The sequence below is a fragment of the Sporosarcina koreensis genome (genome assembly GCF_042655825.1).
GTDB lineage: Bacteria > Bacillota > Bacilli > Bacillales_A > Planococcaceae > Sporosarcina > Sporosarcina koreensis.
In genome coordinates this window covers 289909-309953 of record NZ_JBHSNP010000011.1, presented here as the reverse complement: position 1 = coordinate 309953, position 20045 = coordinate 289909, and the positions used below count along the sequence as shown (strand labels likewise).

Here is a 20045-nt window from a genome sequence, read left to right as displayed (position 1 = left end):
TTCATTAAGGCCGCTGAACGATTGTGGCGACACCTTGTCCGCCGCCGATGCATAATGTAGCTAGACCCGTCTTGGCATCACGCCGTTTCATTTCATGCAATAACGTGACAAGTATTCTGGCCCCGCTTGCACCGATTGGATGACCTAAAGCGATCGCGCCGCCGTTGACGTTCAATTTATCTTTATCGAAATTCAGCTCACGGTCTACAGCGAGTGATTGCGCCGCGAATGCCTCATTTGCTTCAATGAGATCCATATCCGCAAGTTCCATCCCTGCTTTCTCCAGCACATTTTTCACTGCTTGAACAGGTCCGATTCCCATGACAGCCGGATCGACGCCTGCATTTGCGTTTGCTGTCAATATTGCCAATGGTTCAATGCCTAGTTCTTCCGCTTTTGCTCGTGACATGATGACAAATGCAGCGGCCCCGTCGTTAATGCCGGAAGCATTTCCTGCGGTTACACTTCCGTCCTTCTTAAATGCCGGACGTAATTTCCCCAATTTCTCAGTAGTTGTCCCCGCTTTTACATACTCATCCGTGTCAAACACTACGGAATCACCTTTGCGTTGAGGAATTTCTACTGGTACGATTTCATCTTTGAATTTTCCATTTTCAATTGCAGCAGCAGCCTTCTCTTGGGAAGCAGCCGAAAATGCGTCTTGTTCTTCCCTTGTGATCGAATACCGATCGCAAAGATTTTCCGCAGTTATCCCCATATGATAATCATTAAATGCACACCAAAGTCCGTCGGAAATCATGCTGTCAACAAGTTTCTGATCACCCATCTTGAACCCTTCCCGTGCATTGCGAAGTAAAAATGGAGCCTGGCTCATATTTTCCATTCCGCCTGCGACTACGATGTCCGCATCCCCCGCAAGGATTGCCTGTCTTGCCAAGTGGACGGCTTTTAGTCCTGATCCGCATACTTTATTGATTGTCATGGATGGGACAGTTTCTGGAAGTCCGGCTTTAATAGCTGCTTGACGGGCCGGATTTTGACCAAGTCCCGCCTGTAATACGTTCCCCATGATCACTTCATCTATATCTTCCGCTTTCACTCCGGAACGCGAAAGTGCTTCCTTGATAACGATTCCACCTAATTCCGTTGCGGAAACATCCTTTAATGATCCTAAAAATGACCCGATGGCCGTGCGCACTGCGCTGACGATGACTACTTCGTTTGACATACTGATTCCCCCTATCTTTTGTTTGCGCTTTCATAATTTCAGAGATTTCTTTATTCTGCGTTGCCCTTTAACGCATCCCTTCAGTACAATATATACAGGAGGGATGATATGTTCATTTTACCAAAGAACGTCACAATTATCGAGGTCGGGCCGAGAGATGGCCTTCAAAATGAAAAAAATCATGTAGATGAAAAAGCAAAACTGGAGTTCATCCGTTCATTGCAAACAGCGGGCATCAAGGAGATGGAGCTTACTTCATTCGTTTCACCGAAATGGGTGCCGCAAATGGCGGATGCAAAAAACATCGTTGAAAAAGCAGAGAAAATTGGCCGCCAAATCGTGTTGGCACCAAACGAAAAAGGGGCAGATCTTGCGATAGAGGCAGGCGCGGAAAGCATAGCCGTCTTTGTAGGTGTCAGCAATACATTCAATAAAAAGAACATTAATAGATCAACAGTCGAGAGCATGGATGCACTTGAACCTGTCATTGCCAAATTGAAAAATGATGGCATTTTCGTAAGGGCATGTATTTCAACTGCGTTTTATTGTCCGTATGAAGGGAAGATAGAGAAAGAGGAAGTTATTGACTTATGCAACCGCTTCGTTTCCATGGGAGTGGATGAGCTGAGTGTGGCGGATACGATTGGTATGGCAAATCCAGTTGAAAGCTATGAGCTGTTCAAATTATTAAAAGAGCGGTTTTCTGAAGTGTTACTGACAGCCCATTTCCACGATACACGTAAAATGGCGATTGCCAATATTTTTGCGGCGCTGCAAGTTGGCATCGACCGTTTCGATACGTCTGCTGGCGGACTGGGCGGTTGTCCATTTGCCCCTGGCGCAACTGGGAATGTCGCGACGGAGGATGTCGTTCATATGCTTGCTTCCTTAGGAATTGAAACGGGAATCGATGTCGAAAAGATTTGCGAAGCGGTTGGAATGATAGCGCCTCATGTTTCGCATCCTATCGAAACAGGAATGTACAAATTGTACAATAATCGCAGCTGCTGAAGGAGTTGAAGTTGATTGAAACGGCGCTTCCTCTATATTACAGGCATAATTGGAAGCATTTATACCGCCATTCTGACAGTCCTCGGTTTTTACGCGGCTAATCGTTTGATGTTCATGAAGCTGAAAGACCATGATCTGATTGTAAAGCGGGAAATCATTGCGAAACGATTCGATGAGCACTGGTATGAAACTGTGCGGAAAGAGGATTTTTGGGTCGATTCTCCGAATGGCTATCCGTTGCGCGCGGTTTTTTTACAACCGCTAGAGACGACAAGAACAGTAATCATCTGCCATGGCGTAACCGAGAACAAAATCAACTCGATCAAATACGCGAGATTATTTGAACGACTGGGATTCAACTCCGTCATTTACGATCACCGGCGCCATGGGGATTCAGGCGGGAAAACGACTAGCTTCGGTTTTTACGAAAAGATCGACTTGAATGCTTTGGTGTCCGCTGTACGCGACCGAATCGGCAGCCGGGCATTGCTTGGCATCCACGGTGAATCGATGGGGGCGGCAACAACGATCCTTTATGCGGGAGAATATGAAGATGAAGCCGATTTTTATATTGTCGATTGTCCATTTTCCGATTTCACCGAGCAGATCCTTCATATTTTACGTACGAATACGCCTCTCCGCTCTTCGATGACATTGCGTGCTGCCAATTTGTTCCTGAAAATCAGGGATGGTTATACGACAGGTCTCATCTCGCCAAGGGAAGCGATCGGGAATATAAAAAAACCAATGCTGTTTATCCATAGTATGGAAGATGATTTCATTTTGCCTCAGATGACAAAGGAATTGTATGAGTTGAAGGAAGACAAGAAGATGATGAAGCTATTCGATAAGGGTGCCCATGCAAAGTCATTCAATGAAAATCCGGAGGAATATGAATTGGAAGTATTGCACTTCCTACATACATTCGGCTTCACGGCTTCGTGAAAATTAATAGACCCTCTGTTCCAAAGTTAAGAACAGAGGATCTTTTTATTCCCCTTCCTAAGCACTGAAAAATCATTTTGATAAAGCAATTTTTATATGCGCCAAGTGGTGGTTTTCGTGCCAAGATAATTTCTTCAGCTTCGTAGCTACTGTAATTTCGCCGTTTTTCTCGTGAGTAAAAGTTCGATCCAATTGCTCTTCAGTTAAACTATTCCCTAATGCTACGATGCGCTCATTTATGCCCTGTAGCATTTTAATGGAACTTTCCACTGGAAGCTGCGTATCCGGTTGAATGGCCCATTTCTCTTCATCGAAAGCCGGTACTGTTGGATTTTCATCCGTTAACGCCAGCTTCAAACGTTGATACATGTTCAACTGGGAATCCGCAATGTGGTGAACAAGTTGACGCACTGACCAAGCACTGTCACGATATGTTTTCCTTAATTCCTCATCAGTTAATGAATCAACAACTTCTCGTAATCGAACCGTGTACATCTCGATGTCCTTTAGCCACTCTTGAACATTTTCCAAAGTTGCGTTTTCAGGGACTTGCAATTCCCCAATTGGAAATCTTATGTCCATTTTTCTTTCCCCTTTCACTATTATTAATTTGTAGCTCCCTTTACATGAATGTTCTACAAATAATTGAAAACACCTTCTGATTTATCTTGAAACATCTATCTCAAGAGGCGGCACTACTATTTATGCGATATAACAATTTCTGCATTCATTATTGGTTTTACAATGTCCATGTAATGTTTTTCACCTAACCAATATCTTCTTTCATACTTATCAAGCCGTTCTTCATACTCTCCGATATACAAATCACGATTTAATACTCGCTCAACTCTCAGTTCGCGAGGGCAATCCAGGTAAAAGACAATATCGTAAAACCTTCTCCATTCATGTCTTTGTAAAAATACACCTTCAATGAGAACAATACTGTCGGATGTTACCAAAGTTTGTTTGGTTAAAGTTGAATCAGTAAATTTATCATAAAAAGCAAGTGAAATATTGTTATATCCCCTTTGCAGCGGTTCAAATAAATTGGCGGTCAAGTTATTAACATCCCATTGTAAATAATAATATTCATACCACTCTTCATGTCCTGTTTGGTATCGTTTTTCCCTTTCAACAATGTGATCATCTAGATGAAAAGTGACAGCTTGGCAGTTTTGATTAATTAATTCTTGTTCGATTTCTTTTGCTAATGTAGTTTTTCCAGAGCCACCTAAACCATCGATTCCGATTATTAATGGACAACCTATATTGGGACGTATTGAGAATTGAAAGATGATCTTTTCTACCATCTCTTTAATAGACATATCCATCACCCGACCAAACCGCTCAGAAACGCTGCAAATCATCCTTCCGCAATCTTGCTTTCTCGTAACATGTCCATCGCATACAAAAGATCCACATCTTCATCTATATGCTTAGGTGTCCAAGGGATATAATGATCAGGTCGGGTCCCTTTTCCGTGCAACGGGTCGTTCGACGTCTTTTGGATACGACGAGACAACGGGTAGTAGAGTGCGTACATGCCATCCCATTCTTTGATGAGCAAATCGCTGTAGTCATTGATGCCCATAGTGGCGCGTCCGATTACGGTGGTTTTGGAGGACTCCATGCAGATTTCCACAAAGTATTCGGCGGCACTTGCGCAATAGACATCCGTCATTACGATCACGTTCTTAGGGGAATCAGTACCTTCAAACTTTAAGGCTTCCGCCTCCAATTCATCCGAAAAGTCCATTGTCACAAAACCTTGACCGCGATATTTTTCACAATCTCCTTCAATCGAGTCAAAGAATTTCAGTGTCTCTTCGTCAGTGATGTCTTTTCTTAGCTGCTGGCAGAGCTGGATAAGCAGCTCCGAGTTTCGATCGGTATAATTGAACTCCTTCAACTCACCGTCCGTGCACGGGTGTTCATCTGGTGGGAAAATGTACGGCAATAAGTTTGAAAAAGATTTTCCGTTTCCTCCATGATTGTTTCGTACGTCGATGATCAGATTTGTACATGCCTTCAGCTTTTCTTTATGGTTCTTCACAAAGTCCATAGTCCCATCAACGTTGACGAAGCTTGGTAAAGTGATCCGTAACGTCTCCTCATCAACTTCCTCCATCGAGGGTGCTAACTTTTTGGAGGCGGGTTCGTAGTCCTTCAATTCGAACGTTAACAGTTCTCCGTTCTTATCCTCTATTTCAATGGAGTATGATTTATTGAGAAGATGTGTCCAATCCTCGCGTTCTGCACTTGTCTCCCGCAAGAAGCTTCGATCCGAAGTGATGATCGTTTCAATTTTCTGTCGATCAATTGAAACGATCTTGGAGCCGTCTGGAAACCTGTCCTCCTCGCAAGTCTCCACGACATAGAGCGCATCCTCATATCTTCTTGTCCGGAAACCGCGAGTGCTCGCCTTTACGTCATCCGACCCTTTCAGATTGAAATACATATGCCGATCTTGAAAAGCCATGAGATATTCGCTGACGAGATCCGTAAAAGCCTGCGGTGTGATTTGCTGGCCGGATGCCAATCTCTCAATTTCTTCAAGATAATGGGCAGGGTCATCCCACCCCCGTTTTTCATCATATCCTGCGTAGTCATGGTGTACGATATCGACAATTTCTTTAAATATTTCCATATAGCGAGTCATTGACGTTCACCTTTTCCTTTCTATGGCCCGATTCTAGAAATTAGGCGCAGTCCTTTATTCAAGAAATGCGCCCGTTTGTTGAAATGTCAGTACGAATTTCCCAAAATATATTCCCTAGCAAGCTGCAGCATCTTTTCTTGCATTTCTTCATCATTTTTTTCATGATCAATTAAATAACCAATATGATAAATGTAACCATTGTAATAAGCGTAACATTCATCCGCAGCTGTTCCAACAATCGCTATCTTTTTATCTACTTCATCATAATAGTAGTACCTATATAGCAGCGCACCATTTGTTGTGCGCACTTGCTGGTAAATCGGCAAGTCTTCCGTTAAGTGTCCTTTTATTAATTTGTTTCCAACCAAATCCATTTCGTCAGAGATAACATGCCCTTCCAGAGGATTTCGATCGCTCTCCGTCACCGAAATAATAAAAAACTCATCCGTATTCCCGTAGTCATTCTTACCAAGGAAACTGACTTGGACTTGGCTTATCTCTTTTCCTTCTTCGTTAGTAGAAGTGACGAAGTAGACTTTTTCCTCTTTTACCTGAAAAGGTAAGCTATCCAAATCAACTGAATGTATAACTTTTTTCATTTCATCAGGCAATGAAGACAACTGCACCTCATCCAGCGCAAGCGGTTTGTAGAAATTACTGTTTTTCCTTTCTTTCAGCCCATCATATGTATTAAAATACTCACTAAATGTGAGATTATCACCTTTTACTTTTTCGAGGTTTGTTTGATTAGCAGAGCAACCAAACAAAAGAAACACCCCAAATATAATAGGCAATGCTTTCTTAATAGTTTTCATAAGCAAATCTCCCCCAACTGCTTAACATTCTGTACAATAATAAGTTCCTTTTAATGAAGAGGTGCAAATACTCGTTCTAGAATTGCGCCCGTTTAATGCTCAATCTATAAGTATTATCTCGTGACTAAGATAATTATTTTTTATAGTATTCTCGACCCAAAATGAATAATCCCACCAGCGTTAATACAACACCCACGATCAGGGGCAAGCCCAAAAATAAAGAATCTGCAACCTCACCTTGTGTGTCTCCACCCAAAATCACGAACCAAAACTTTGACCTACCAGTCCACCACGAAGTCGAATCAGGTACATATATAGCACCTGCTAAAATTATGATCGCAGCGATGAATAAACCGCCTATCATTACAAACCCACCAATTAAAACGTTTTTCAAATTACGTTCACTCCTATGCTTTGCGGTTTCTTCACAATATGGCTTGTTTGTTGAACAAGACGACTTTTTATATCTCTATTTTAGCACAAAATCACTTGTTCCCTTCAATGTTTTCAGTTATTTCTAAAAATGTTTTTCAACCTCAATTCTATTAACAGTGCAGTTAGGAGGCACATAAGTCTATGCGCTGTTGTTAATTGGTTTACCAATTGTATTGTTATTTTCTACTGATAATTGTTTTAAACTTTGAAATAACAGCAAAAATGGGGATACCAATTCAAGTGTGAATTGGTACCCCCATTTGCTATGCTTTTTAACGTTTTCTCCCCGTGTACTTGAACCCGTTAGGATTAGACCGTACTCTTTTTATTTGATTAAATCATTAATTGAATTCTCTATTGATGATAGTGTGCTTGCATACGAGAAGATAATCAATATAGCTATAACAACATATAATGAGACTGTTATAATAACAGCTTTTTTTAACATTAATCTTTGAAAAGTGATTGTTCCGAATAAACACGTTGCTGTAAATAATAATCCTACATACCAAAGAGTTTTAATGTATGTTATTTCACTTTCTAAAGAAGCCGCTTTCAGATCATTCAGCAGCACATCATTATTTACTACAACACGTTTAATGTCTGAGCCTTTTCCAATCAACACCTCGCCACTCTGTTTTTCAATAGAATATCCGCCTGGGTATATAGATAAAAAGTGAGTGAGGAGAAAAATTGATGTTAAGACTACCAGTGTAATTATTACTATCCACCGTTCTTTTTTGTTATCATTTCGAGTTTTCGTTACTGTTTCAATTTTAACCACCCTTTCTTCTGAAGAAATATACACTTCAAGCATTCTCCAAGTATCTCCTAGATTTAAAGAATAGGTAGGCTTGCACGATTGCACACTTAACTAATCACAGGCAAGCTTCTCTCTTCGGCCCATTGAAGTATAAACTGTTTCTGACGCGGGTTTAGGTTATCAGGTAATTCCTTTTTGCTGAAAAACCGATGCTCTTTACTTTCAACTCCTTGCTGTTTCAGTTCACCGCTATATGCAGATGTCGTAAAGATGATTTGAACACTGTACACTTGATCGTTATTTGGATATTGAACAAAGCAGCTCTCCCCGGAATACATCCCGAATAACTTCAACTCACTAACGTTTAAACCTGTTTCCTCGTATGTTTCTCTCTTGGCTGTTTGCTCAAACGTTTCCCCGATCTCCATCACTCCGCCAGGTATACACCAATTATCTTCGTCAGTACGATGCTGCAGTAATATGCATCCTTCGTTTTCGATAATTACCCCACAGCCAACTGTGAAGAGGGTTTCGTGACCAATCAGCTTTCTCATATCTTTAATATAGTTCATACAACTCCTCCTGATATCTCAATCCATCTCTTTCTTTTTAACCCCGTATCCTAAGAGAACTCCAAACAATATTGCAATCAAGAAAGTACCAACAAAGTCTTTTGTCAATAAACTGACAGCTACCCAACCAACAAGTATTCCCGCTAGTAACAAAATCATGGTTTTAGACATATACGATTACTCCTTTTTCAGATAGAAAGTAATGAATTTCACCTATCAGACTTATGTATTTTTATCAAGAATTTCTCTTTACCAATATTGTATCAAAGTATTACAACAATTGTTATCATTGATTAAACACACTAGTCTCGACAGAAAAAGGCGTTAATCCTCTCGGATCAACGCCCCGATAACTGCAAAATCAATATTTTCATTCTTCTGTTGGAGCAACTTTCAATGAAGGAAGGGTTGTTGGTGAATTTCGTACAATAGCTTGGACTCACCACTTACTTCTAACTCCCTGTCAGCCCCGTCCCTGTATCCATTGATAATAAGTATTATTACAATAAGCATGAAGTATGGCCATACAACTTTCCATTTCCTCACAAATATCCCCTCTCTCTATGAGTTGTTTTCATGCACGTCATAAACAGTTACATAGTTATGTGATTTTATTTGATAAATGTTTTGTGCAGTTGTATAAGTGGCAATCCCATTGGCGATTGGAATTGTGCAAGATTGTCAGTGAGGATTTATCTATATATGTCGATTGGAACATAGTGGGGAGTAATCGTTGTAAGGTTAAACCGATTAATGCCCCGTGACTTACGATTACAATTCGCTTGCCATTATATGTATGGACCATTTCTTCAAGGAATTCTATTCCCCTTTTCCCCACCTGCTCAAAACTTTCCATCCCAAGGTCTTTTTCACGCCAATTGCTTCCCCACTTTTCCTGTCGGGTCTCCTCTGTAGTACCTTCAATTTCGCCACAATCTATCTCCCTGATTCTGTTGTCATAATGACTAATGGATAAGTTTAATTTACCCCCGATGATTTGTGCAGTTTCTATAGCTCTCGTTAAGTCACTGGAAATGATAATATCCCATTTGCCTTCATTTAGAAGCCTATCGCCAACATTATCGGCTTGTTTTCTACCCAATTTGTTTAACGGAATGTCAGATATGCCTTGTGCTTTTCCAAGATCATTCCACTCAGTAATCCCATGTCTAATGAGCGCTATCGTAGTCAATCTACTTATCTCCCTTTATTCTTACTTAATCCCCTACTACCTAGGGGCTTTTTCCCCCTCATGGCTATAGTACCATGAAAAGCAGCATCGAATTCTCACAATTCATTTAAATATCGTTATTTGTTTTCATTATGTACTCACATAAAAATCGTTCTACACCTGGGTATTTCTCTCCTAAACTTGATACCTTAAACCCATAATTCCGATAAAACTCTACTGCATCCAAATCTGTTTCAGCAATGATTCTGTGTAGTGAATGCCTATCACAAACAAAATCAATCATCTCACTACCCATCCCACTTCCTCGTTCTGATGGAAAGACGGCGATATGTTTGATTTCATACGCGGTGTATTCAATAATTTCAACTCCAATACAACCAACTATTATCCCATTACGTTCGGCTACATAAAGCTTTCTATTTGGTAATTGGATATATTTACTATACTCATCTGCAATTCGTTTTTCCGATGTAACATAGGATAAGAGATTCTTTAGTAATGGATGAATGGTTTCGGAGCGAACTTCCTTAATAATGACCGCCACCCCTTTCACTTTGCAATTTCAAAACTTTCATACCCTACGCCAAAAAAACTATTCTTGATAACAAGTTACATATTCACCCTTCATTAACCAACTTCGACACGCCAATCCCCTATCATGATAAATCTCATGCTCCACATCTAATTTGATACTGTTGTTATAAGGTCCTGCGTTGGTAATGAATAACGTTTTTTTATCTGCCCAATCCAAAAGAACGTTGTCATTTGCGTCACTATAATAGATGATTTTATTGTTATCATGATCATGATGCATCGTTATTTCTACCCACATATTAACCCCGCCTGCTGCACCACCATATGGTTCAAAATAAGCATTAGCTGTATATGCCCCAGTGGGTGATAGAACAGGGCCGGGGCCATTTTGCATGAATTTTTTATCAATATTATTAAATGTGAAGAAATATACCTCGTATACATAGATTGAGGATACCAATACAATCCCAAACAGCATTACAAACAATAGTCTTTTCGGAAATGGTTTCTTTTTAATCAACGAAATTATTATCTTGACCGATAAAATCAAGAAGATTATCAACGTCGTAAAAGAAATCAATAAACCAATCAAAATTAAAATGATACTCCCCCGCTTTCTATTTTCCGATTATTATTAATACGTTTTATTTCTTTTAAGGTTGCGGCAGATGAATTACCTATATAGATGAAAATATTGGAAAAATTATGTACTTTTAGGATGAACTATTGTAAGATTGTGAAGAGTTGATCAAAGGGAGTTGGAGAATTGAAACAAGGCATTCACATCAAGATTCAAGACCGTTCGGGATTAAGTGAACGGGAGAAAAACATTCTGCACACGGGTATTCTGAACACGATTGCATTCGCCGGCTTCGTGGAAGTCGTCAGCAAAGGGGAAGGTGGTGAAGGGACGGCCTTTAATCCGATCGAGGATTGCTTTATCGGATTCACGATGATTTATCAAAAGCCGATTCCTGATGAAATGGCGGAGGCATTGGTTGAATCCATTACTAGAAGACTGACCAACTTCTTTGCTATGAGTGAAATTGAAATGGATCTAAAGGTGGAGTTGGCATATTATAAAATGCGGGTGGACCATCCATCTAAAAGGCATAACTAGCAAATTAAAAACGCGCAGACTTTGAAGTGCACCCACAAAGTTAGAGTCGAAAAACTTACTTTTGGGGTGCACTTCATTATTTGGTAGTTGCCACTAGAAATTCCTCTCCATTTGGCAAATGAAGGCCGTCGGTTCGACCGGTGAAGTAGCGCTTGTTAAGTTCGGTTGATGATATATGCCGGACTTCTTGAAAGCCAGCCTTGCGGGCCATACCTAGCATTTCAAATGGCGTGAAAAAGCTGATAAAAGGCGTGCCGCTTGCCTGTGCCCCTTCCTTCGCCACGTCAACTTCAGGATGATCCTCGGATTTAATTGACTCAAACGGCAATAAAAATGTCATGGCTAACGTAGAGCCAGGAGCGAGTTTAGAAACCTGACGTAGTGTCGCATTGATCGCATCCTTGGTAAGATATTGTGTAACACCGGTTGAAACAACCACAGTCGGTTGACTCGTGTCAAAACCGGAGGCCTTCAGTTGCTCAAACCATGACCAGCCTGCCTCAAAGTCGACTGGAACAAAGTGTAGCCACTCGGGGATGTCAAAGCCAAGATCAACTAGGCGTCTCCTCTTCCAGGTCTGTGTTTCGGGTTGATCAACTTCGAATACCTTGATTCGAGAGGCAATATCCGGTCGTCGCTGAGCAAAGGTATCAAGACCAGCGCCAAGAATCACGTACTGGGTAACATTGTTATGGGATTGTTCGGTGATCAGATCCTCGATGAAACGAGCACGGGCCACAATGGAAGCACGAAAACCTTGGGAAAAATCCGGGTCCATGTCAGGTCGTTGGCGCCACTTATCGTCCGGATCAACCAATTGTAACCCGACCTCATCTTTAAGCACATACGGTGGCGAATCGACTTGTACATGTAAAGCACGCCACAGTGCCACCCGAACCGCCGTATGATCAGGTTCTATAAGTTGATCATTCATATTGTGATTTCCCCTCTCGATTGTTAGTATCCTTAATCACAGTATTTCTTATCTTAAAGCCATTCATTTTGGCGATATGTGCTATGGAGTATACACGAAAACAGAGCAAAGTATAATTCGCTCTCTTTTTCTGTAGTCTTTAACTACACACAGAAGTTACGGTCTAATAAAATGGATTATTACTGGAAGTGAAATTATGACAAACACACTTTGGAAAAATGTAAATACGATATCTTTTTTCCAACTGTTGCTTTTTGGGTAACGATAACCAATCCTTTGAAATAGAAGCAAAGCTACCCACCAAAATAAGAATGCAAATACAGCTGAACTAAAACTACCATAAAAATTATTGAACATTTTAAATATACCTCCTACTATTTCGACTGGTGGAGTTCATATAGAATATACTTTGATGAGCAATTTTTAATAATTTCATCTCCCTTTTAGCTCGATTCAAATAAAATATTCATAATAGTAAACAACAGTCAAACATAAACTTAAAACCATAAATAAGACTAAGCCTAGGATGATTGGTGAAAAACGAAATTCAAACAGCTTTACTCTCCCTGTGTCCTGCCCCGTCATTCCTCTTACACTTGCGTTAAATTGATTTTGGTTGTGAGTGGAAAAATATATAAACAGCCATGGTATGGCGAAGATTACTAATCCACCCAAGAAAATAATCTCCATAAAGTCCCATCCAATAAATTTAGATACGCTCCACAACAAACCCGCTTCTATCATCATCGTCAGTATTACTACGGAAACCTTTTTCAAATGATTCCCCCCTTTGCCTCCTTTTTACGAGATAGGGATAAAAAGGTTTCAACTTAGTATGATTTTAGCCCTTTTTTTTCTGCTAATTTACATTAAGTACTATTTTTCACTAAAAGGTGTGGCGTCACGAAATCGTGTTTACACGTTAGGGATTCTCAATATTAAAAAACCCAATTCCCCATTAATTAAATTGGGAAATTGGACTTTTATTATTACTTCGAAATAGCGTCTATTAAAGAAATTAGCATCGCTATGAGATACAGTAGAGTATCCCTCGAGCGCATATTTAAAATGATAATTATTAAGGAGTGTTATTGGTTTCACTAAACGACAGGCTTTCTAAACGATCGATCAATTGCCGCAGGCTTGTTTCGTCTGTGGCATAATGCCTGACATCCTCTCCGAATAGTTTGTCTGCCTGTTCTCTTGTAAACGTAAAGGTATTAACTATACCATCGTTTTGCTCTGGGCTGTCAACAATCGAATAGGTTATACTATCGACATTGTCAATCAGACTTAATAGGAGAATGGAATTACGATAATAAATTTCGCTATTTATTTCCGCTTCATGTATCCCGGGAACAGAATCATCCATTATATAATTGGCAGTTACACCATAAGGCTGAGCCGTTGTTTGAAGTGCCATCCCGTTCCATTTAAGACCTGTTGGTACGGGCATTCCGCCGAGGAGACCGCCTACCTTACTAGCGTTACCTACATAAAGAGTTTTGTTCTCCATTAGCTTTTCTATATTATATCCAGAATATAATGACTGCAAAGGTTCCTGCTGCAGCGCTTGTTGCAGAGGCTTGGGATTGGCTGTACATCCTACAACTAAAGTTGCAATAACAAGCATAAAAGCTGCACTCATCCTTTTAGAAGGTTGGCGGTACGTAAGAATATTTTTAATCCTCGCCTTCACATTGCTCTCTCCAAAAGCAAGTGGACTACCGGTTAGCAAGCCTTTCTTGCTGACAGAAAGCGTAAGTAATGAGGTCGAATAGCTTCCTTTAATCCGATGCCCCATTTTGTTAACGACACTTTCATCGCAGGACATCTCCATGTCTTTACTCATAAGCGCATAAGATAACCACATTAGCGGATTAAACCAATGAATGATAAGGAGCATAAATGCAAAAGGTTTTATAAGATGATCAAGTCTCATAATATGAATTTTCTCATGTAGTAAAATGTAAGACAGCTCATGTTCACGCATGCCGATTGGTATATATATTTTTGGATTCAGAAAACCGCAAACAAAGGGTGTGTCAATATGCTCGGTTTCATAGATATTATCTTTAACAAGTGTTGCTGTTCGGACCTTAACTACTATTTTCAAATACGACAGAATGCTAAAAAGCAAAAGAATAACCACACCTGTTATCCAAATTATACTTCCAATCCATATAATGATTTGCATAGGGTTTACGCTAGCCCACGGGGTAGCCACTGGAAGGGAGGAGTTTATAAAATGGCTTATTTCCTTAATTCCAAGATCCACGACTGGATTTTTCTGCATTCCAATTTCTTGAGGTACAAATTCCATGAAACCTGTGTCAGTTTTGTTCTGGAACTTTACAAAACCTAACATACTTAAGCTTGAGGTAAAACTAACAGGGGTGATCAATCGGATGGCTACGGCTGCCCATAGAAGATAAGAGAATATTTTAGGAGCTTTTCTCAAAAGAAATCTCACCATGATAACCGCAAGTGCAACAAAGCTTGCAGTAATGCTCATATTAAGGATTACAAGAAACAAGTTCATGATTTAGTTGCCTCCTCGATAATCCGTTTCAACTCTTCGGCTTCCTCTTTTGAAATCCCCTTTCCACCTAGAAAAGCAGTTAAAAACTGCGGTAAGGATCCATCGAAGGACTTTTTAACAACCATCTGACTTTCGTATTTCTGTGCTTCCTCTTTCTTAACAATGGATGTGACCGTTGCTTCCTCGTTTCTAAGAATCCCCCGTTTACACAACTTTCTTAAAACGGTATAAGTTGTAGACTTTTTCCAGCCAAGAACTGCTTGGCTAATTTTTACAAGCTCAGTCGAATTAATAGGTTCGTTATCCCAAATCAGACATGTAAATTTGTATTCGGCATCGAACAATTTATACGGCTCCATTCTGACCACCCTTCTATTCGGTTTATTAAGATAAACCTCTTGTTGATAAGTTTATTGCAATAAACCCATCTTGTCAATATTCTGAAACCATTAACTTTAATGCTTTTTGGGGAATTTTATAGGCATCCAAAGTAAAGATTTTTACGCTTCCTAATCAAAATATATAGTTTTATTCATGAGGCGCCTTCAATTCTTCCCACGGATAATCAAGCTGTTGCAATCCATAACGTATCTCCCATGAAATCCTCATCATAAACAATGATATCAACCGTATTAAATACTTTTTTATAAAAATCCAAAATCCCCGCCATCCTAACCTACACAATTTGTTTAGTCAGGGTGGGGTAAAAAGTCGTTATTATCCTTATGTATCTAATAAAACAGGCGCTGTTCCTTATGAGGGAAAAGCGCCTGATTGTTTGACTTGATAAAATCAATACCGTCATGATAATCAATGTTCAATCTAACATAATTGTCTTTGCTGTCAAAACAAGTTTAAATGACCAAGTAGGTGATCAAAATCAATCCAAAGTTCCATACAATATTTATTTCATTTTCTCCGCCAACTCCAAAATAATTCCCTCTGGTCCTCGGACGAAACATAATTTATAAGCATTTTCGTAGTTTTGTATCTCACCAAAAAGTTCCGCGCCTTTCTTTTTCAGTTTGGCGACAATGGCTTCAATATCTTCAACGGCAAATGCAATATGCGTGGCACTCAAGGTATTTGCAAACGGTTGCTGAATACCTTTTGCGTCTGACGGAGTATGGTATTTGACCAGCTCCAAAGCTGCCTGGCCGTCCGACATCCCTAACCATACAATCGTCTTTCGAACATCATGAAGCCCAATAATCCGTTCTACCCACTCCCCTTGCACTTCTGTTTCCCCTAGCACCTTAAGTCCAAGGTCAATAAAAAAAGTTTTAGCAGTGGGAAGATCATTTACTACTACACCCACATGATCTATTCTATGGATTTTCATATCTAACACCTCTTTTCTTTCGGGGATTGGTTAAAGCATTTCCCCTCAAAATCCCCTTACAACTAACGTTTTTTAATTCGATGAGAAGGAACTAATACATGATCAACAAAGATTTTACAGTGGATACTAAAAAAACCGCCAATTGTCACCTTTATGTTCTTAGATTCATTACTATCAATCCTTAATTTTCCAGTCAACGTCGCTCTTAATGCCAGGCCAATATTTTCATCCTGCAATTCTCCATTTACATATAACTTTTCACCAGCAAACCATCTATTCTCCACTTGTATTTGATGACCATCATATGTAGCCTCAAATATTTTCAATATATCATCACCCCCCTACACAAACTTGAATGCGCTTTAATTTCGATTGAGCGCCCTAACTCACTATTCATCTGTGAAAATTCCTTCATCAAACGAAATGTCTTTACTTTGGGTAATACCAAACTTTTTGTAAGTTATTTCAAGCTCACTAATATCATTTTCTATACTATTCCCATGAAATTCTACTCTGAGAACTAAACGAAACTTCCCATCCACCTGAAAATCCTCGAATGGAAGTAAATTGTTAATAAACCCCTCATTCATAACCGTTTTTTCATCCAACACCCCAATTGTGTTACCGTCCGAAGAAATTTCTATAAACGGTTGTATTAGAAAATCATCTTCTGGTGTTATTGGCGTTCCATCTTTCTTTATAAAATCAATCTGTTTCAGCGTTGGTCGGCCTATCCCTTCCCACGACAGGTCATAACCAAAATATAAAGCATCCCTACTTATAAAATATTCCGCCCCTATGGATGTATGGTCTCGTTTTTTAAAGTTACCAGAACGAACAATCGTAGTAGATATCCAGCTAACAAGTACGAGTGTAATCAGAGAAAACGTCAAGAGCATAAACTTCTTTTTCAAAAAATCACTCCCATACCAAAATTGGATGGCACCTTATTCCGTTAAATGTCCCGATTCTTGAAGATTAGATATTAGTTTTCTCTTTACGTTTTAATTCGTCATACTCTCCCCATGCAATATATAAAATCCCCACAAGTAAAGACAATAGACTAAAAATGTTTAAAGTATTACCGACATAGGAAAGCATCGCATTAAATAACCCCTCATCCCAACTTGCAACCCCAGAACCAAATATTGCAGCACTTATATATTTTACTGATAGTAATAAAGCAGATATAGCAATGAATGCAATTCCAGCACCCCTTTTTGCCATCTTAATTACCCCCTATCCACTAATCTGACCCTTTGCAAAACCGGCGTCCACTTGTGGTATTACTGTCCAAGTTGATCCTGTATAAATTCTAAATCCTCAGGATAGGCGTGATGGAGTGATTTAATTTCAGATCAAGACTTCCAATCGCTCTAATGTAGCTAACTATACCGTCTTTCTAGGGCATAATCATTTCCGCTGTCAAAAAAATACCCCCCTTATTAGTTTTCCAACTATTAGTAATACGTTTCATTCCATGAAAAGTTGCAAGTAATATTCTAACAACTCTATCAAATACTTATATAAGCACAGACCGATGGTGTGGCCGAAAAAATTTGCGCTGTTAGGAATTGATTTACTTTTCAAAACAAGTTATTCTATAAATAGCTTATCGATAAGCAAGTTCCTGACACGAAGGGAGATGTTTTTAAATGGCAACTACTTATATGGTGGTTTGGTTTTAAAACAGAATAGTAGGCATACGTGAATATAGCGGGAAAACGCCCGTATTATTTGGCATGCCTTCCAAAGTAACCTTTCGTGAATATTGCTGTTTGCAAGATACGATGAAGGTCGTATCTTTTTTGCGTCCTGATGCCGCGCGACAGCAGCTTCTTTAGAGGCTGCTTGTCCGTGGCATTTTTGCGTCCAAAAAAACAACATTAAAAGGAGCTAAAACAGGAAATGGAAAAAATGATTATTAATTTAGAAACGCTGATCTATGCCTTAAGCCGAAAGTTTAACAAGGATATCATCTATGCCGACTGCCAAACTACGCAGTTACAAGGCGGGACTGTGGGAAATGTGTACTTAATAACGGGAATCGCTGAAACCGCGGAAAGTGAAAAATCGCCGTACAATATCGTGCTGAAAATCCAGAAGAAATGGGAGCGTTACGGAGATCCAGGTTCATGGCGCCGGGAATATGATCTATATACGTCCGATTTGGGAGCGACGTTCTCGGATGCCTTCCGCTGGCCGGCTTGTTTATACGCCGAGATGAATGCCGATGAAAATGAATTCCGGCTGTGGCTGGAATATATCGATGGAGTAACCGGCTTAGACTTAACCGGGGACATGTATGAACAGGCCGCACTAGAGTTAGGACGCTACCAAGGCATACTGTATACGGAGCAGCCCGCTGTATTGCAGAGCCTGAACAACCTGAGCCATGCGGATTGCATGAAGAATACGTATCTGCATTACCGGTCATGGCCGGTCGTCTACAATTATATACGCTCGGAAGACTGCGAATTGCCACATCACGTGCGGCAAATGCTCATCGACACCGATAAGCACGCAGACGAAATACTCACTCGTATCGAAAGACTGCCCCTCGTGCTATGCCACCGGGACTTCTGGGTAACCAACCTGATCTATGCCGACGGGAAATTCGTGCTCATCGATTGGGATACATCTGGATGGGGTTACTTGGGAGAAGACCTCGCAAGCCTGATTGCGGATGAATCGGATATCAATCACATGCTAGAATACTACCAGCGATGTGTCCCCGCGTATTATAAAGGCTTTTCGGAGTATGTGGATGTATCCCATATCGCTGATCATTGCGTCTATGAGATGATCCTTCTCGCATTCGGATACAGGCTAGTGGAGTCGTACCTCTTTACAGAAGACGAGGACCAGAAGACAAAGCAAGTCCTTACGCTTCAACAAATCTATGAAATGAAGACCATCCCTGTGCAGGTGAGCTTCTAATAAAGAAACTCCAAAAACCCTAGTGGGTTTTTGGAGTTTTTAATGTTTACGTTTACGATTCACTGGCAAATCATGTTCCAGATTTGAGGACGTAGTTTATCTGCCTCACTTATTACTTTTTTCATTTTCAAGCATCTCTATTAACTTATCTAATTTCTGTTCTAGTCTCTTATTGCTTAGAATTTTTTTATGCTGGTTGCTCAATATCGAACTAAACATTAATGCAAGAAAACAGACGAATAAAATAAACAATAGCAACTCCATAATTAGTATTACTCCTTTAGGTGAAACGGTAATATTTAATCCAAACGCTTGCTTGCTAAAACCTTTTTACTTATTAGCTAACTCTTCTATTGCAACTGGCGTGGCCCCTTCCTGCTCCATAGAATGTTTCGATTGTGAGTTTACAAAGTTCTGTATCGGTTTATTTGTATAAAAAAATAGTCCCATAATTAATGCGCTAAATACCCAGTCTGCTATTTGTCTATATATCAACATCTGATCGTAGCCGTCCACGCCAAATCTTTTCAGCAAATAAACCTTTAAGCCCGCCATAAAAAGACCACGGACAATAAATACCAACTGGATAATCTGGAACCATTTAAAGATTCCTTTTTCATAAAACAATTTCGTGCTGCTTTTCCGTTCATGTCCTTGCAAATAAGCGAAATCCACCGCAAAGTATAAAGCAAATGGCCGTCTTACCGCTAAAGCAATGAAATGAATGATCACAAAAAAAAGACCAAGATATACCCCATTCCATAGCATTTTTTCCGCTGATCCAGATAACAAATCCACTATAGTCCCCAAAAAAAGTGATACAATCACAAACAATCCCGTAATATTAAGTTGTTTTTCTTTCACAAAGCGATAAACAGTATAAATAAATCCTGGAATCGTAGAAATCAGCATTGCAGGATAATCCCCCAAAGGATTCCTGCCGAACTTCCAAAGCACATAAGGAATCAGTGCGTAGAAAAACAAATCCAATATAATAAATTTACTACCGGGCTTTGTCTGTTTCTTCTCCATTTCTAATAACCCCTCTTTGC

25 protein-coding genes are annotated in these 20045 nt (G+C 39.9%); 4 read left to right on the top strand and 21 right to left on the bottom strand.

Annotated elements, in window-relative coordinates; genetic code table 11:
• Window positions 1-4: 4 nt before the first annotated feature.
• On the bottom strand, window positions 5-1189 hold the full coding sequence (locus ACFPTP_RS08135; protein WP_381443512.1) for an acetyl-CoA C-acetyltransferase: 1185 nt from the start codon (window positions 1187-1189) through the stop codon (window positions 5-7).
• Window positions 1190-1297: 108 nt separating this feature from the next.
• On the opposite strand from ACFPTP_RS08135, the gene ACFPTP_RS08130 reads away from it, so the two are divergent.
• Complete coding sequence (locus tag ACFPTP_RS08130) at window positions 1298-2200, top strand: hydroxymethylglutaryl-CoA lyase (RefSeq protein WP_381443510.1); 903 nt, start codon at window positions 1298-1300, stop codon at window positions 2198-2200.
• A gap of 15 nt (window positions 2201-2215) precedes the next feature.
• Window positions 2216-3145 carry an alpha/beta hydrolase gene (locus ACFPTP_RS08125; RefSeq protein WP_381443508.1) on the top strand — a complete coding sequence of 310 codons (930 nt, stop codon included), beginning with the start codon at window positions 2216-2218 and terminating at the stop codon, window positions 3143-3145.
• Between the two features lie 72 nt (window positions 3146-3217).
• Here the strand turns inward: ACFPTP_RS08125 and ACFPTP_RS08120 are convergent, their stop codons facing one another.
• The 11 genes from ACFPTP_RS08120 to ACFPTP_RS08070 form a co-directional block, all read right to left on the bottom strand.
• Entirely contained in the window at window positions 3218-3727 is a 510-nt protein-coding gene (locus tag ACFPTP_RS08120) for a YfiT family bacillithiol transferase (protein ID WP_381443506.1), read from the bottom strand.
• 116 nt (window positions 3728-3843) lie between these two features.
• Window positions 3844-4470: a kinase gene (locus ACFPTP_RS08115; RefSeq protein ID WP_381443505.1), complete on the bottom strand. Its 627-nt coding sequence runs from the start codon at window positions 4468-4470 to the stop codon at window positions 3844-3846.
• A 38-nt stretch (window positions 4471-4508) separates the two neighbouring features.
• Window positions 4509-5804, bottom strand: coding sequence for a S41 family peptidase (locus ACFPTP_RS08110; protein WP_381443504.1), 1296 nt, complete (start codon window positions 5802-5804; stop codon window positions 4509-4511).
• Window positions 5805-5890: 86 nt separating this feature from the next.
• A complete protein-coding gene (locus tag ACFPTP_RS08105; protein ID WP_381443502.1) occupies window positions 5891-6619 on the bottom strand; it encodes a hypothetical protein in 729 nt (242 codons plus the stop codon).
• A gap of 133 nt (window positions 6620-6752) precedes the next feature.
• On the bottom strand, window positions 6753-7013 hold the full coding sequence (locus ACFPTP_RS08100; protein ID WP_381443501.1) for a hypothetical protein: 261 nt from the start codon (window positions 7011-7013) through the stop codon (window positions 6753-6755).
• Between the two features lie 366 nt (window positions 7014-7379).
• Entirely contained in the window at window positions 7380-7871 is a 492-nt protein-coding gene (locus tag ACFPTP_RS08095) for a hypothetical protein (protein ID WP_381443499.1), read from the bottom strand.
• Window positions 7872-7924: 53 nt separating this feature from the next.
• Window positions 7925-8389 (bottom strand): NUDIX hydrolase, encoded by a 465-nt coding sequence (locus tag ACFPTP_RS08090; protein ID WP_381443498.1) that lies wholly within the window; start codon window positions 8387-8389, stop codon window positions 7925-7927.
• A gap of 18 nt (window positions 8390-8407) precedes the next feature.
• A complete protein-coding gene (locus ACFPTP_RS08085; RefSeq protein WP_381443497.1) occupies window positions 8408-8560 on the bottom strand; it encodes a hypothetical protein in 153 nt (50 codons plus the stop codon).
• A gap of 430 nt (window positions 8561-8990) precedes the next feature.
• On the bottom strand, window positions 8991-9581 hold the full coding sequence (locus ACFPTP_RS08080) for a histidine phosphatase family protein (RefSeq protein WP_381443496.1): 591 nt from the start codon (window positions 9579-9581) through the stop codon (window positions 8991-8993).
• 106 nt (window positions 9582-9687) lie between these two features.
• Window positions 9688-10134: a GNAT family N-acetyltransferase gene (locus ACFPTP_RS08075; RefSeq protein ID WP_381443494.1), complete on the bottom strand. Its 447-nt coding sequence runs from the start codon at window positions 10132-10134 to the stop codon at window positions 9688-9690.
• A 39-nt stretch (window positions 10135-10173) separates the two neighbouring features.
• The gene (locus tag ACFPTP_RS08070) at window positions 10174-10707 is read right to left on the bottom strand and encodes a DUF5412 family protein (RefSeq protein WP_381443493.1); all 534 of its coding nucleotides are present in this window, start codon (window positions 10705-10707) and stop codon (window positions 10174-10176) included.
• Window positions 10708-10881: 174 nt separating this feature from the next.
• Between ACFPTP_RS08070 and ACFPTP_RS08065 the strand changes: the two genes are divergently transcribed.
• Entirely contained in the window at window positions 10882-11235 is a 354-nt protein-coding gene (locus ACFPTP_RS08065; RefSeq protein WP_381443492.1) for a hypothetical protein, read from the top strand.
• 76 nt (window positions 11236-11311) lie between these two features.
• Here ACFPTP_RS08065 and ACFPTP_RS08060 read toward each other — a convergent pair whose 3' ends face one another.
• From ACFPTP_RS08060 to ACFPTP_RS08025, 8 genes are all read right to left on the bottom strand, one after another.
• Window positions 11312-12169 carry a class I SAM-dependent methyltransferase gene (locus tag ACFPTP_RS08060; RefSeq protein ID WP_381443490.1) on the bottom strand — a complete coding sequence of 286 codons (858 nt, stop codon included), beginning with the start codon at window positions 12167-12169 and terminating at the stop codon, window positions 11312-11314.
• Window positions 12170-12622: 453 nt separating this feature from the next.
• Window positions 12623-12946 carry a hypothetical protein gene (locus tag ACFPTP_RS08055; protein ID WP_381443488.1) on the bottom strand — a complete coding sequence of 108 codons (324 nt, stop codon included), beginning with the start codon at window positions 12944-12946 and terminating at the stop codon, window positions 12623-12625.
• Between the two features lie 301 nt (window positions 12947-13247).
• Entirely contained in the window at window positions 13248-14711 is a 1464-nt protein-coding gene (locus ACFPTP_RS08050; protein WP_381443487.1) for a M56 family metallopeptidase, read from the bottom strand.
• Window positions 14708-15070 (bottom strand): BlaI/MecI/CopY family transcriptional regulator, encoded by a 363-nt coding sequence (locus tag ACFPTP_RS08045; RefSeq protein WP_381443485.1) that lies wholly within the window; start codon window positions 15068-15070, stop codon window positions 14708-14710. Before ACFPTP_RS08045 ends, ACFPTP_RS08050 begins: the two co-directional genes overlap by 4 nt.
• Window positions 15071-15615: 545 nt before the next feature.
• Window positions 15616-16053, bottom strand: coding sequence for a VOC family protein (locus ACFPTP_RS08040; RefSeq protein ID WP_381443484.1), 438 nt, complete (start codon window positions 16051-16053; stop codon window positions 15616-15618).
• 62 nt (window positions 16054-16115) lie between these two features.
• Complete coding sequence (locus tag ACFPTP_RS08035) at window positions 16116-16379, bottom strand: hypothetical protein (RefSeq protein ID WP_381443482.1); 264 nt, start codon at window positions 16377-16379, stop codon at window positions 16116-16118.
• A 63-nt stretch (window positions 16380-16442) separates the two neighbouring features.
• Window positions 16443-16967, bottom strand: coding sequence for a hypothetical protein (locus tag ACFPTP_RS08030; RefSeq protein ID WP_381443480.1), 525 nt, complete (start codon window positions 16965-16967; stop codon window positions 16443-16445).
• A 64-nt stretch (window positions 16968-17031) separates the two neighbouring features.
• Entirely contained in the window at window positions 17032-17280 is a 249-nt protein-coding gene (locus ACFPTP_RS08025; RefSeq protein WP_381443479.1) for a hypothetical protein, read from the bottom strand.
• A gap of 690 nt (window positions 17281-17970) precedes the next feature.
• On the opposite strand from ACFPTP_RS08025, the gene ACFPTP_RS08020 reads away from it, so the two are divergent.
• The gene (locus ACFPTP_RS08020) at window positions 17971-18993 is read left to right on the top strand and encodes a phosphotransferase family protein (RefSeq protein ID WP_381444212.1); all 1023 of its coding nucleotides are present in this window, start codon (window positions 17971-17973) and stop codon (window positions 18991-18993) included.
• Between the two features lie 330 nt (window positions 18994-19323).
• Here ACFPTP_RS08020 and ACFPTP_RS08010 read toward each other — a convergent pair whose 3' ends face one another.
• Window positions 19324-20025: a VC0807 family protein gene (locus ACFPTP_RS08010; RefSeq protein WP_381443476.1), complete on the bottom strand. Its 702-nt coding sequence runs from the start codon at window positions 20023-20025 to the stop codon at window positions 19324-19326.
• Window positions 20026-20045 lie beyond the last annotated feature (20 nt).

Coding starts and splice junctions, on each gene's coding strand:
- ACFPTP_RS08135 (WP_381443512.1), bottom strand. CDS start 1,189: ATGTCAAACGAAGTAGTCATCGTCAGCGCAGTGCGCACGGCCATCGGG.
- ACFPTP_RS08130 (WP_381443510.1), top strand. CDS start 1,298: ATGTTCATTTTACCAAAGAACGTCACAATTATCGAGGTCGGGCCGAGA.
- ACFPTP_RS08120 (WP_381443506.1), bottom strand. CDS start 3,727: ATGGACATAAGATTTCCAATTGGGGAATTGCAAGTCCCTGAAAACGCA.
- ACFPTP_RS08115 (WP_381443505.1), bottom strand. CDS start 4,470: ATGTCTATTAAAGAGATGGTAGAAAAGATCATCTTTCAATTCTCAATA.
- ACFPTP_RS08110 (WP_381443504.1), bottom strand. CDS start 5,804: ATGACTCGCTATATGGAAATATTTAAAGAAATTGTCGATATCGTACAC.
- ACFPTP_RS08105 (WP_381443502.1), bottom strand. CDS start 6,619: ATGAAAACTATTAAGAAAGCATTGCCTATTATATTTGGGGTGTTTCTT.
- ACFPTP_RS08095 (WP_381443499.1), bottom strand. CDS start 7,871: ATGCTTGAAGTGTATATTTCTTCAGAAGAAAGGGTGGTTAAAATTGAA.
- ACFPTP_RS08090 (WP_381443498.1), bottom strand. CDS start 8,389: ATGAACTATATTAAAGATATGAGAAAGCTGATTGGTCACGAAACCCTC.
- ACFPTP_RS08085 (WP_381443497.1), bottom strand. CDS start 8,560: ATGTCTAAAACCATGATTTTGTTACTAGCGGGAATACTTGTTGGTTGG.
- ACFPTP_RS08060 (WP_381443490.1), bottom strand. CDS start 12,169: ATGAATGATCAACTTATAGAACCTGATCATACGGCGGTTCGGGTGGCA.
- ACFPTP_RS08050 (WP_381443487.1), bottom strand. CDS start 14,711: ATGAACTTGTTTCTTGTAATCCTTAATATGAGCATTACTGCAAGCTTT.
- ACFPTP_RS08045 (WP_381443485.1), bottom strand. CDS start 15,070: ATGGAGCCGTATAAATTGTTCGATGCCGAATACAAATTTACATGTCTG.
- ACFPTP_RS08040 (WP_381443484.1), bottom strand. CDS start 16,053: ATGAAAATCCATAGAATAGATCATGTGGGTGTAGTAGTAAATGATCTT.
- ACFPTP_RS08025 (WP_381443479.1), bottom strand. CDS start 17,280: ATGGCAAAAAGGGGTGCTGGAATTGCATTCATTGCTATATCTGCTTTA.
- ACFPTP_RS08020 (WP_381444212.1), top strand. CDS start 17,971: ATGATTATTAATTTAGAAACGCTGATCTATGCCTTAAGCCGAAAGTTT.
- ACFPTP_RS08010 (WP_381443476.1), bottom strand. CDS start 20,025: ATGGAGAAGAAACAGACAAAGCCCGGTAGTAAATTTATTATATTGGAT.